Raw genomic sequence first — 13,021 nt, 5'->3', positions numbered from 1 at the left:
ATGAATAAAGTTTATGATGTCTTTTTGATGGACGCTGCAAGCTCTAACAATTCCTGAGCATGCTGCCTTGTAAGGTCTGTAATCTCAACACCTGAGATCATTCTGCCTATTTCATTTACTTTTTCATCCGTTTTTAAGGTAAGAACCTTTGTGACGGTTCTACCTTGCAATGTATCTTTAGAGATGTGGAGATGCGTATCAGACATTGCAGCAACTTGTGGAAGGTGAGAGATACAAAGCACTTGCGAACCAACAGAAACCCTGTAAATCTTTTCCGCTATCGCTTGAGCCACTCGCCCAGAAACTCCAGTATCCACTTCATCAAATATAATAGCGGTAATTCCTTGATTTTCTGAAAAAATGGTTTTGAGTGCTAGTATGATCCTAGAAAGTTCTCCGCCAGACGCCACTTTAGATAACGGTTTAAGCGGCTCGCCAGGATTCGGAGAGATATAAAATTCTACAGCATCCAGTCCTGTTCTCAAAAATTGATTATCCTCAATTCGCTTCATCACGACTTCGAACTTGGTTTTTTCCATATAAAGTTCTTTTAGCTGTTGCTGAATGCTATTTTTTAAGACTTTTGCTGTCTCTGCTCTCTTTTTAGTGAGCTTCTTCCCTGAGATCTCAAGTTTAGCAATAAGCTTATCCTGCTTCTTTTTGAGTTCTTCGATATGATTATCTTTATTTTGAATAAGTTCTAACTCTTTTTTAATCTTTTCACTATAATGGATCATTTCTTTTACAGAAGAACCATATTTTCGTTTAAGCTTACTCAATTCATCGAGACGCGACTCAATGCTGTTGAGCCTTTCCGGATTGTATTCTAATGAATCAAACATATCCCGAATCTTATATGTAAGCTCCTCAAGGACATAGAAGCTGTTGCCAAATTGCTCTTCGTCAGCTTTTAATGATTCATCAAGTGCTGCGACTTGCGAGAAATCAGCTAGCGCACTTGAGACTAACTCCAGTGCCTTACCTTCACCATAAAGATTATGGTATGCATCCTGAAGAGAGCCATGAATTCTTTCAAAGTTCGAAAGCATACGTTTTTCTTCTTCTAGCTTAACATCCTCATCAGGAATGAGATTGCTACCTGCAATTTCTTGATATTGATATTCGAGGAGATCTATTCTTTGTGCGATCTCTTGTTCATTCCGAGAAAGCTCAGAAAGCTGTTTATTGATTTCTTTATAGTCCTTAAATGTTGCTTCATAGGCAGTTAATTCTTTTTTAAAATCCTTGTCACCAAAACTATCGAGTAAAAAAAGATGTTTATCAGGCTGCATTAAATATTGCGTTTCATGCTGTCCATGAATATCTACTAATGCCTGTCCGATCTCTTTAAGAACAGACAGTGTAACAAGCTTTCCGTTTACTCTGCAAATGCTTTTTCCGCTCTCCGTTATATCCCTTTTAAGCACAACCATCTCATCTTCATCCGAAATCGTAATCCCAAATTCCTCACATTTATCATACACACGATGACCTGGATGAATATGGAACAGGCCTTCTATCTCAGCTTTTTGAGTACCATAACGCACAAACTCTGTAGAACCGCGGCCGCCGATCAAAAGTCCGATCGCATCAATGATGATGGATTTTCCTGCACCTGTTTCACCTGTTAATACGGTTAATCCTTTTTTAAAAGAAACACTCAAAGAATCAATAATAGCAAAATTACGAATACTTAATTCTGCCAGCAATTACATCACACCTTATTTTAAAAATTACAGCATATCTAAAAAGCGCTGCGAAACATCTGAACTAACTTCTTTAGAACGACAAATAATTAAGATTGTATCATCGCCACAGATCGTTCCCATTAAATCTTCCCAATCTAGCTTATCAATTAACGCACCAATTGCATTTGCATTACCCGGAAGTGTCTTCATAATGATTAGATGATCTGCGTAATCAATACTGATAAAGCTGTCAGTCAGCGTTCTTTTTAATTTTTGCAGTGGGTTGAACCTTTGGTCAGCCGGAAGACTGTATTTATAGCGACCGTCGTTCATCGGCACTTTCACAAGATGCAGTTCTTTAATATCACGCGAAACAGTTGCTTGCGTTACATTAAAGTTTGCTTTCTTGAGCAGTTCCACTAAATCGTCTTGTGTCTCAATATCATGGTTGCTGATCATTTCACGTATTTTAATATGTCGTTGTCCTTTATTCACTCGTGATTCCACCTCAATTTACACTGTCACATTCTGCCTTTATCTTATACTATTGTGCATAGGATGTAAATTTTTCATTAATAGAATAAAAAAAGAGCGAGAAATTTATTCCCGCTCTTTCTTTAATGTTTCATGAGCAGACTTAACAACTTCTTCAATATCTTCTGAAGTTATTGTTCGAAAGTCCTCATTGTTCACTTTTCCATGCATTAAAAACTCAATGTTGCCATCCCCACCAGTAATAGGTGAAAAGGACAATGCAACTGGATTAATCCCTGTTTTGCGGGCAAAGTCAGTAATCTCTTCTATCACACGTTTATGAACTTTCGAATCTCTGACGATTCCTTTTTTCCCGACTTCTTCACGCCCTGCTTCAAACTGTGGCTTGATCAAAGCGATCACATCTCCAGTTGGCATAAGCTGAGTCAGCACAGGAAGTATGATTCGTAGAGAAATGAATGAAACGTCTATCGTTGCAAAGTGAGGAATGCCTAGTTGCAGCTGATCAGGGGTTACATACCTAAAGTTTGTTCTTTCCATCACAGCTACTCTAGAATCATTTCTTAATTTCCAAGCGAGTTGGTTGTAGCCAACATCGATCGCATAAATATAAGATGCGCCATTTTGAAGTGCACAATCAGTAAAACCGCCTGTTGAAGCTCCAATATCCATCCCAATCTTTTCTTTAACATCAAAATCAAAGATCTGAAGTGCTTTTTCAAGCTTAAGTCCGCCTCTTCCTACATAAGGAATGACATCTCCTTTAACTTGAAGAGGCGCATCTTGTTCTATCTTTTCTCCTGGCTTATCCATCCGGTTCGTTCCTGAATACACAAGACCTGCCATAACAGATCGTTTGGCTTTCTCTCGTGTTTCACAAAGTCCTCGATTGACAAGCAGTACATCTACCCGTTCTTTTTTCATGTAAGAAGACCCTTTTCTGCCTTTCTTTTAACAAGTGCTTTCACACGCTCAACAAGATCAGGTGTTGTAATTCCGATCTCCTCTAACAGTTTCGTTACGCTGCCATGCTCGATAAAGCAATCTGGTATACCCATGCGATCGATGATAACACTTGCCTGATTATCAGATGCATGCTCTAATACCGCACTTCCGAATCCACCTTGAAGGACAGCTTCTTCCAGCGTCAGAATAGGCATATTTTCCGCATAAAGTTCTTTTAGCATTTTTGAGTCAAGCGGTTTGATAAAACGAGCGTTGATCACACGCGCTGACACACCTGATTTCGCCAGGATCTCCCAAGCTTCAAGTGCCATTGGAATCGTCGTTCCAAACGTAAGAATCGCAACATCGTCTCCATCTTTCAGCACTTCCCATGAACCAATCGGGATATTCTCAAACTCTTCATCCATCGGTACTCCTGAACCGTTACCTCTAGGGAATCTGATCGCAATCGGACCATCTTCATATTTAAGAGCAGAGTAAACCATATGCTGAAGCTCATTCTCATCTTTCCCCATCATTAATACCATATTTGGAATATGACGCAAGAAAGCAATATCAAATACACCTTGGTGCGTTTCTCCATCAGCACCAACTAGACCAGATCTGTCTATTGTGAAAACAACATTCAAATTCTGTCTCGCTACATCATGAACAACTTGGTCGTAACCTCGCTGCAAGAACGTAGAATAGATCGATAGGACCGGCTTCATATTCTGCGTCGCAAGCCCTGCTGCCATCGTTGTTGCATGCTGTTCCGCAATACCAACGTCAAACAAACGATCAGGAAACGCTTTTCCGTAATCAGTGAGCTTTGAGCCAATGGTCATCGCAGGCGTTATCACTGCGATTCGATCATCTTTATGCGAGAGCGTCTCAAGTGTTTTACTGACCACACCGCTGTAAGATGGTCCAATCTGCTGCGGTTTGATCTGCTCACCTGATTCAATCTTATAAGGGCCTACACCATGCCAGCTATCCTTTTTATCACTTTCAGCCGGCTCATACCCTTTTCCTTTTTTCGTAAGAACATGGACGATTACCGGACCTTCAGTCTTTTTGGCATATGTTAGATTCTCGATCAGGTCATCTACATCATGACCATCTACTGGTCCTAAATAGGTGTAGCCTAATTCCTCAAAAAACATGCCTGATACTAACAGATACTTCAAGCTATCCTTTACACGTTCGGCTGTGGCAGCCAGTTTCCCGCCAAACGCAGGTATCTTACGGATCAATGATTCTAGCTCATCTTTTGCTTTATTGTATTTTCTAGCTGTTCTCATGCGTCCTAAAACGTTGTGAAGAGCCCCTACATTTGGCGCGATAGACATCTCGTTGTCGTTTAGTACTACGATTAAGTCTTTCTTTTCATGACCGATATGGTTCAGCGCTTCTAAAGCCATTCCGCCTGTTAGAGCACCATCACCAATGACCGCAAGAACTTTATCATCTGTTTTCTTAAGATCTCTAGCGATCGCCATTCCCATAGCGGCAGAAAGTGATGTAGAACTGTGTCCTGTTTCCCACACATCATGTTCGCTTTCAATCCTTTTAGGAAAACCACAGAGACCCTTATACTGACGAAGTGTATCAAACTGAGATGCTCTTCCCGTAAGGATCTTGTGCACATAAGCTTGATGACCTACATCCCAAATAAACTTGTCTTTAGGACTGTCAAAGACTTTGTGCATAGCAAGTGTAAGTTCTACTACTCCAAGGTTAGGACCAAGGTGTCCTCCTCTAACTGAAAGTTTTTCAATTAGAAAAGAACGGATTTCAGCCGCTAATTTATTTAATTGTTCAGTTTCGTACGTTTTTAAAAACTGAGGATCTTGAATTTCTTCCAGGTTCATGGAATATGCCTCTCTTTCCATTAACGCCTTTTCTTCTCTCTTTTAGCAGGCGATAGCAGTTTAATTCTTAATTTTTCCTCTAAAAAATATAATAAACGCCCAACCTGAAAAATAATAAAGGTTGAGTGGTTGATCGCATATGACTTTCCTAACGCTTTACCTCCTACCGTAAGTGCAGCCACTACACTCGTGAAGACGATCGAGATCAAATACTCAGAGTTTGATCCAGACCTATTCCCCATAGAGAGTGTAAGTTCTACTACAACTGCAGCAGATGCTGTTCCGCTAACGATTCCAGAGATATCACCGATAACATCGTTACAAAAATTCGCTACACGATCTGCGTTTCTTGTAATGATTATAGCATGTCTTGCTCCAGGAACCTTCTCAGAAGCCATCGCGTGAAACGGAACTTCTTTCGCAGCTGTGGATGCTACCCCTACTATATCAAAAAGAACCCCGGTTAATACGATTAGAAAGACGATTCCCATCCCTAACGCCCACGAAACTCCATTTAACATGAAAGAGGATATAACTGTAAAAATAGCCGCTAACACAAGAGTGATAACGGCAATGCTTGTACTCCATTTGAGTGTTTTAGAAAAGGAATGCTTCATGCATAACTCCTCACTTTTTGGTCACTTTATGTAATAGGGAGTGGTCACCTTATTAAGTAAAGACTGCGGCTTAGGTCCAGTAGGTTTTCCCAGAAGAGTACGAAATGTCGCCATATTCGCGGTTTCCCTTTACTCTCTTCTTAACGCTGTCACCAAACGTTAGACTAGATTACCACTTAGTCCGCACTATAATCCCTAAAAGGTGTCAGGGCAGAACAGTCTAGGAGTTTTCCTCAACAGCCTCGCGCACATTCCCTAGCCTCTTTTGCAGAGAAGATTTCATATGGTATAAAGCTCATAATCAGCGGCCAACCGATACAGGCTTTTCACACCATAATCCCCTCAAGCTCCACTCAAGGCAGGCTACGCTGCTCGCCTTCTTTTCCTGTGAACAAGAAAAAAAGCTAAGCAGGTTCAAACCCCATTTCGCAGTAAGGTCTTTTGAACACAAACCGCAAATATGGGGGCCTCCGCGGAAGAAGGGTCCTCGCCCACATGCCATTGTGGATCGCCCTTCAACCTTAACTCCCAGCGATGACCCAAGGCTGGGCGCCTCAAGCCAATGCAAGGAACTTCATCGATGTGCCCTTTGGCGGATTTTTAGGCCCGCCTTCAGGAATGGGGGGCTGACTAGAATACTGCACCACTCCAAAGCAAATAATATCATATCATACTTCCAATTTTGCAACAATCTCTTAGTGGTTTCTTTTTATAATGTAGTCAGCGATGGACGCTAATATGCCTGTATTTCCGTTGATCTTGTTTAAATGTTCCAAAGAAATATGTATATGATTTTCCATTTCTTTCTTTGCACCAATAAGTCCAAGAATCTTAGGATAAGTAGTTTTCAAATTAGCCTCATCACTTCCAACGGGTTTACCTATTTCTTCTTGATTTCCTGTTACATCAAGGATGTCATCTTGAATCTGAAAAGCAATCCCGATATGTCGTGCATAGTTTGTCAGGTGCATTAGATCTTCATTAGAAGCTCCCGCTGCAATTCCACCCATGATCACTGAACATTCGAGCATTTTACCTGTCTTCTTTTCATGAATGCTTTCTAACTCCGTTAACGTGAGGTCTCTGTTCTCTCCCTCTATGTCTTCTACTTGACCGCCGACCATACCTGTTGCTCCAGCAGCTTTTGATAAAACTGCAATCATTTGAACTTTTTGGTCAGATGTTAAAGAAGAGTTGTTTGTAATCAAGCTAAAGCTCTCGGTTAATAAAGCATCTCCTGCTAGAATCGCTTGAGCCTCACCAAAAACTTTATGGTTCGTGAGTTTTCCTCTTCTATAATCATCATTGTCCATAGAAGGAAGGTCATCATGAATTAAAGAATACGTGTGAACAAATTCAATCGAACAAACAACATCCTCTATTTCTGCTGTATTCTTTTCAAAAGATTCCATAACAGCAAGAGCCAGGATCGGACGTATTCGCTTTCCACCTGCAGAAATGGAATATAGCATCGATTTTTTTAATGTTTCTGGAGCATCTAGCTTGTTTAAGTATTCAACCATCTGTTCTTCAACCAATGATTTTTTATCTCGAAGATATTGTTCAAACGCTATCAATGATCTTCCTCCTGAATCGCGAATGGTTCTTCTTTTCCGTCTTCATGCAGAATCGTATCCATCTTCTTTTCAACATTCTGTAATTTCGTATGACATAATTTTGAAAGCTTCATCCCTTGTTGATACAGATCGATACTTTCTTCTAAAGGAACATCTCCCTGTTCAAGCTTTTCAACGATTTCTTCAAGCTGTATCATAGCTTCTTCAAATGTAAGTTTGCTTGTTTTTTCAGTCATTCGTGTAAGACGCCTCCGTTCCAGTGATGTGACAATCAATCTGTCCATCTTTTAACTTTATCGTTAGTGCATCTCCAGCCTTTACCTGTGATACGGACTTAACCAATTCGTCTTTGCCTTGTTTATAGGTCAAGCTGTACCCTCTATCCATTACAGCTAGAGGATTAAGGGAAGAGAGCCTAGAAATCTTGTTTGAAAAATCCCTCTGGTGCTGCCTTACGTGACGATTTGTTTCTTTTAGCAATGTCTTATGCAGAGAAACAACTCTTTCGTTTGCCTTCTGAATCTGACCACTTGGTGAAAACAAAAAAAGCTGACGTTTAACCTGTGAGAGATGATTCTGATGCTGATCAACAAAGCTTCCAACTGTACGTTTCAATTGATCCATACACCTATCGAGTTCTTGCTCTTTTTGTTTTATCAATTGCGTAGGGTATTTAAAAGCGTACGATTTTTGAAGGCGTGATAGATGCTGTTGATGACCGGCAACAAACTCATTCATCACTCTTTTCAGACGAACATTTCTTTGGAATAATCTATCTTTCAATTCATCTAGATGAGGCACTGCCATCTCAGCCGCAGCTGTTGGTGTTGGTGCTCTTAGATCAGCTACAAAGTCTGCAATCGTAAAATCTGTTTCATGCCCAACAGCAGAAATGACCGGCAGATGTGATTGAAAGATCGCTCTTGCAACACTTTCTTCATTAAACGCCCACAGCTCTTCGATCGAGCCTCCACCACGTCCTACTATTAGTACATCTGAAGCATTCAAAGCATTCGCTTGTTCGATCGCCCGAACGATGGATGGAGCAGAGCCTGGTCCTTGAACGAGTACGGGATAGATCGTGACAGCAGCTAGCGGAAACCTTCGTTTTATGGTTGTCACGATGTCTCTTACGGCAGCTCCTGTTGGTGAAGTGATCACGCCTATCGTCGAAGGGAATTTTGGCAGTGGCTTTTTATGCATTGGATCAAAAAGTCCTTGTTGTTCTAACGTATTCTTAAGGTTCTCATACGCTAGAAACAAGTTACCAACACCGTCTTGCTGCATCGTTCTGACATACAGCTGGTATTGTCCTTGAGGTTCGTATACAGAGAATGAACCTTGAATTAATACATTCATTCCTTCTTCAGGTTTAAAGTTTAAATGTCTGTTGTTTCCTGCAAACATGACCGCAGAAACTCTGCTGTTTGCATCTTTCAACGTAAAATACAAATGTCCCCTGCTATGGAGCTTAACATTGGATAGCTCACCTTTAACCCAAACATCTTGTAAGTTACCGTCATTTTCAAATAGCCTCTTAATATACCGGGTTACAGCCGATATTGGAACATACCGATTGTTGTTCTGCATTAATGTACTTCCTTTAGCTTCTTTCTCCATTTTGAAGCAAGAACCGTATTGTTCATTAACATCGTAATCGTCATAGGACCAACGCCTCCTGGAACAGGAGTGATATGTTTCGCTTTAGGCTTAATGGCCTCATAGTCCACATCCCCACAAAGCTTTCCGTTCTCCTTGCGATTAACACCTACATCAATGACAACCGTACCTGCTTTAACCATATCTTCTGTAATAAGGTTCGGTTTTCCTACCGCCGCAATTAAAATATCGGCTTGTAATGTTTGTTCACGAAGATTTTTTGTTCTAGAGTGACAAAACGTTACCGTTGCGTTTTCTTGCAAGAAAAGCTGCCCAGCTGGCTTTCCAACAAGGTTGCTTCTTCCTACAACCACAACATGTTTGCCTGAAATATCTTCACCAGTTTGTTTGACCATCTCTAAAATTCCAAGAGGAGTACAAGGTATGAATGCTTGCTCGTCTCCTGCATGCATTCTTCCGATATTAATCGGATGAAACCCGTCTACATCTTTTTCAGGCAGAATCGCCTCAATTACTTTTGATTCACTTATATGTGAAGGAAGGGGAAGTTGAACGAGAATCCCATCAATTTGTTCGTCATTGTTAAACGCTTGAATGTATTGTAACAATTCATTCTCAGAAATAGATTCAGGAAGCTCCGTCAATACCGAATGCATACCGAGCTCTTTACATGTTCTTTCTTTTGCTAGTACATACGAACGAGACGCTGGGTGATCGCCTACTAGAATAACAGCTAAACCTGGAACAATTCCGTCTTGTTTAAGGTCTTGGATCTCTTTTGCAAGTTTCTCTCTGATCTCTCTCGCAATCTGTTTTCCGTCTAACACAGCCATTCTAAAGTCCCCCTCAAAAGTAGTTGTTTGATTATTTAATTAGTTATTGTTAATATCTTTGATTATTTTTCCTAGGACTCCGTTTACGAAACGTCCTGCTTCTTCACCGCCAAAGATTTTTGCTGTTTCGATCGCTTCATTCAAAGTTACGTTCTTAGGAACCTCTTCCATGAACAGCCATTCGTAAGCTGCCATCTGAAGAACGACACGTTCCACGTTTGCTAGTCTTGAAAAGCTCCATTTTTCTAAATAAGGCGTAAGAAAACGCTCGATTTCTTCTTTCTTTTCAACCGTACCATGAACCATCTGTGTTAAGAATTCGTCTGATGGCTCTCCTTCTAAAACATGCTCCATAGCTTCACTAGCTGAGATGTCACTTACTTCAATTTGAAAAAGCGATTGAAATGCCTTTTCTCTGGCAAGTCTGCGTTTCATAATCCGACTTCCTTTCTATTTGCGAACAATTTCTATCTAGCATAATACCATAATGTTAGGACTCGTTACAATCCGAACAATGGACTTACTAACCCTTCCGAACATTCAGTTTTTTTCTTTCCGTTAAAAGTATTTTATCTTTTCTAAGTGTGAATTTTAAAGAAGTAATTTTTTCGGGCTTATTCTAATTCATTCATGCTTTTGAAGTTTATTGATTTCCATTAAAGGATGCTCACTTTCCGCGGGGAAGGCCGTGAGCTATATTCGTACGTCTCCATTATAAATGTCTCAAATAGTAGGCACGTACCTTCCATTCTATACGAAGTGGGGTATCCAGACTGTTCATTCAGTAAATTCACGAGATAATTCTAGAAATTTCGGACTTTACCCGCAAGTTTGGGCTATATCCCGGCGAGATTTGCCTATATACTGGCGAGTTGACATCACTCGAGTACTCTTCTACCACTTATACCCCCACCTCAACTGTAACTTCAATGAGCTGAATGTTTTCATCACAAAATTTGCTCGTAATAAACAACAAGAAAAAAGACCAAAGGGCAAGTAGAACCTCACCCTTTGATCTTTTTAATAATCTACTTCTGGTGCTTCATTCTGTTTTTCTTTTGAATCAAATTGAACACCAACTACGAATACGTTGATATCCGTTGCTTCTAGTGCTGTCATGTCTAGAAGCGCTTGTCTGATATAATCTTGAATTTTTTGAGCTACATCTGGAATCGCAACTCCATATTTCATTGATACGTATACATCAATAGAAATACCTGCTTCTGAGAGTTCTACTTTAACGCCTTTGCCATGCGTTTTCTTTCCAAGTCGCTCTACTACACCACTTGCAAAGCTGCCTCTCATGGAAGCGACACCTTCAACATCTGAAGCTGCAATACTTGCAATAACTTCGATAACCTCAGGTGAGATCTCCACTTTTCCTAATTCTGATGAGTAACTTTCCATTTCAAATGATAGTTCGTTCATCACTTAAACACCTCCGTACTTATTCGCTTTTTGAAGTTAAATCATGATTTTCTAAAAACTTTGTATTAAAGTCACCATTCACAAAAGTCTCATGGTTTAACAGACGCAGGTGGAACGGAATGGTCGTATGAATTCCTTCGATAACAAACTCGCTTAGTGCACGCTTCATACGGTCGATTGCTTCTTGTCTAGTATTTCCGTAAGTTATAACTTTAGCAATCATAGAATCATAAAATGGTGGAATCGTATAGCCAGGGTAAACAGCAGAATCAATTCGAACACCTAGACCGCCTGGTGGAAGGTACATTTCAATCTTTCCAGCAGAAGGCATAAAGTTTTTCTCAGGATTCTCTGCATTAATTCTGCATTCGATCGACCAGCCATCAAACTCGATATCTTCTTGTTTGTATCGCAATCTCTCACCTGAAGCTACTTTGATCTGTTCCTTGATTAGATCAATTCCCGTTACCATCTCAGTTACAGGATGTTCTACTTGGATTCTAGTATTCATCTCCATGAAATAGAAGTCACCTGTATTATGATCAAAGATAAATTCTACGGTACCAGCACCAGAATATTGAACGGCTTCAGCTGCTTTTACTGCTGCATCACCCATCTCTTGGCGTTTAGATGGGGAGATAGCTGGAGATGGTGTCTCCTCTAAAAGCTTTTGAAGACGTCTTTGGATACTGCAGTCTCTTTCTCCCAAGTGAATAACATTCCCATGGTTATCTGCAAGCACCTGTATCTCAACATGTCGGAAATCTTCAATGTATTTTTCAATATACACACCTGGGTTACCAAAAGCAGTTGCTGCTTCTTGCTGAGTGATCGCAATGCCTTTTAAAAGTTCCGTTTCATTCTTAGCTACGCGGATCCCCTTACCCCCACCGCCTGCTGTTGCTTTAATAATTACAGGATACCCAATTTTGTTGCTGAGTTCAATGGCTTCTTCCTTGTCCCTAATAATCCCGTCAGAACCCGGTACGATAGGAACTCCAGCATCCGCCATCGTTGCTCTCGCAACATCCTTAATACCCATCTTGTTGATCGCTTCAGCACTCGGACCAACAAACGTTACATTACATTCTCTACATAGTTCTGCAAAGTCAGCGTTCTCTGCCAAGAATCCATATCCAGGATGAATGGCTTCTGAGCCAGTTAGTGTTGCTACGCTCATTATGTTAGTGAAGTTCAGATAACTATCTTTTGAAGCAGTCGGTCCGATACAATAAGCCTCATCTGCCAAACGGACATGCAAGGCATCTTTATCGGCTTCTGAATAAACGGCTACTGTTTCAACACCAAGTTCTTTGCATGCGCGTATAATCCTTACAGCAATCTCACCACGGTTTGCTACTAATAGCTTTTTAATCATAGACATACCCTCCTATTCTGCTTTCACAAGGAACAGAGGTTGTCCGTATTCTACTAATTGTCCGTTCTCAACTAGTACTTTTACGATTTCACCATTCACTTCAGATTCAATCTCGTTAAATAATTTCATCGCTTCGATAATACAAACGATGCTATCTTTTGAAACTTTATCTCCCGGCTTAACAAAGGCTTCTACATCTGGAGATGAAGCAGAATAGAACGTTCCTACCATAGGAGAAACTACCTTATGTAAGTTAGCATCTTCGTCTGCCTGTTTTGTTTCTTGTTTAACTTCTGTATTTTCCTTAACTGTTTCAGCTGCTGGAGCCTGTTCTTTTACAGGTGGCGCTTGAGTGACTACGGGCTGAGAAACAACTTCTTCTGCTCCATAAGAAACTACTGATCCACTGTCCTTTTTAAGAACAATCTTAGAACCATCATTTTCGTATTTGAATTCATTGATGCTTGATTTGTCAATAAGTTTAATCAATTCACGAATTTCTTGTATTTTTAGCATGATCTCTACTCCTTTTAACAATCCTATCCAGTTTAGATTTTTTTATTTAG

Annotated in this window: 13 protein-coding genes; all 13 read right to left on the bottom strand. The window is 40.3% G+C overall.

Features of this window, described 5'->3' with window-relative positions:
• Positions 1-11: 11 nt before the first annotated feature.
• The 13 genes from recN to accB all read right to left on the bottom strand — a co-directional run bounded on the left by recN (position 12) and on the right by accB (position 12,971).
• Positions 12-1,709 (bottom strand): DNA repair protein RecN, encoded by a 1,698-nt coding sequence (recN, locus tag IHV12_RS16230; RefSeq protein ID WP_197130966.1) that lies wholly within the window; start codon positions 1,707-1,709, stop codon positions 12-14.
• A 24-nt stretch (positions 1,710-1,733) separates the two neighbouring features.
• Entirely contained in the window at positions 1,734-2,183 is a 450-nt protein-coding gene (gene ahrC, locus IHV12_RS16225) for a transcriptional regulator AhrC/ArgR (RefSeq protein WP_144699169.1), read from the bottom strand.
• Positions 2,184-2,288: 105 nt separating this feature from the next.
• A complete protein-coding gene (locus IHV12_RS16220; protein ID WP_197191504.1) occupies positions 2,289-3,107 on the bottom strand; it encodes a TlyA family RNA methyltransferase in 819 nt (272 codons plus the stop codon).
• Positions 3,104-5,002: a 1-deoxy-D-xylulose-5-phosphate synthase gene (dxs, locus tag IHV12_RS16215; protein WP_197191503.1), complete on the bottom strand. Its 1,899-nt coding sequence runs from the start codon at positions 5,000-5,002 to the stop codon at positions 3,104-3,106. The genes IHV12_RS16220 and dxs overlap by 4 nt, the downstream gene beginning before the upstream one ends.
• Positions 5,003-5,022: 20 nt before the next feature.
• Positions 5,023-5,619, bottom strand: coding sequence for a hypothetical protein (locus IHV12_RS16210; protein WP_137788937.1), 597 nt, complete (start codon positions 5,617-5,619; stop codon positions 5,023-5,025).
• A gap of 695 nt (positions 5,620-6,314) precedes the next feature.
• Positions 6,315-7,196, bottom strand: coding sequence for a polyprenyl synthetase family protein (locus IHV12_RS16205; RefSeq protein WP_370568822.1), 882 nt, complete (start codon positions 7,194-7,196; stop codon positions 6,315-6,317).
• On the bottom strand, positions 7,193-7,432 hold the full coding sequence (locus IHV12_RS16200) for an exodeoxyribonuclease VII small subunit (RefSeq protein ID WP_066396014.1): 240 nt from the start codon (positions 7,430-7,432) through the stop codon (positions 7,193-7,195). The genes IHV12_RS16205 and IHV12_RS16200 overlap by 4 nt, the downstream gene beginning before the upstream one ends.
• Complete coding sequence (gene xseA, locus IHV12_RS16195; protein ID WP_197191502.1) at positions 7,425-8,786, bottom strand: exodeoxyribonuclease VII large subunit; 1,362 nt, start codon at positions 8,784-8,786, stop codon at positions 7,425-7,427. Before xseA ends, IHV12_RS16200 begins: the two co-directional genes overlap by 8 nt.
• Positions 8,786-9,649, bottom strand: coding sequence for a bifunctional methylenetetrahydrofolate dehydrogenase/methenyltetrahydrofolate cyclohydrolase FolD (gene folD, locus IHV12_RS16190; RefSeq protein ID WP_197130982.1), 864 nt, complete (start codon positions 9,647-9,649; stop codon positions 8,786-8,788). The genes xseA and folD overlap by 1 nt, the downstream gene beginning before the upstream one ends.
• 39 nt (positions 9,650-9,688) lie before the next feature.
• Positions 9,689-10,084: a transcription antitermination factor NusB gene (gene nusB, locus IHV12_RS16185; protein WP_197130985.1), complete on the bottom strand. Its 396-nt coding sequence runs from the start codon at positions 10,082-10,084 to the stop codon at positions 9,689-9,691.
• A 585-nt stretch (positions 10,085-10,669) separates the two neighbouring features.
• The gene (locus tag IHV12_RS16180) at positions 10,670-11,077 is read right to left on the bottom strand and encodes an Asp23/Gls24 family envelope stress response protein (RefSeq protein ID WP_137788933.1); all 408 of its coding nucleotides are present in this window, start codon (positions 11,075-11,077) and stop codon (positions 10,670-10,672) included.
• Positions 11,078-11,096: 19 nt separating this feature from the next.
• Positions 11,097-12,455: an acetyl-CoA carboxylase biotin carboxylase subunit gene (gene accC / locus IHV12_RS16175; protein WP_191753868.1), complete on the bottom strand. Its 1,359-nt coding sequence runs from the start codon at positions 12,453-12,455 to the stop codon at positions 11,097-11,099.
• 12 nt (positions 12,456-12,467) lie between these two features.
• Positions 12,468-12,971 carry an acetyl-CoA carboxylase biotin carboxyl carrier protein gene (accB, locus tag IHV12_RS16170; RefSeq protein ID WP_191753867.1) on the bottom strand — a complete coding sequence of 168 codons (504 nt, stop codon included), beginning with the start codon at positions 12,969-12,971 and terminating at the stop codon, positions 12,468-12,470.
• Between the last annotated feature and the right edge of the window lie 50 nt (positions 12,972-13,021).

The sequence above is a fragment of the Fictibacillus sp. 7GRE50 genome, assembly GCF_015903875.1.
Lineage (GTDB): Bacteria > Bacillota > Bacilli > Bacillales > Fictibacillaceae > Fictibacillus > Fictibacillus phosphorivorans.
Note: the sequence above shows the minus strand (reverse complement) of the source record. Positions and strands in the feature narration are given on the sequence as shown.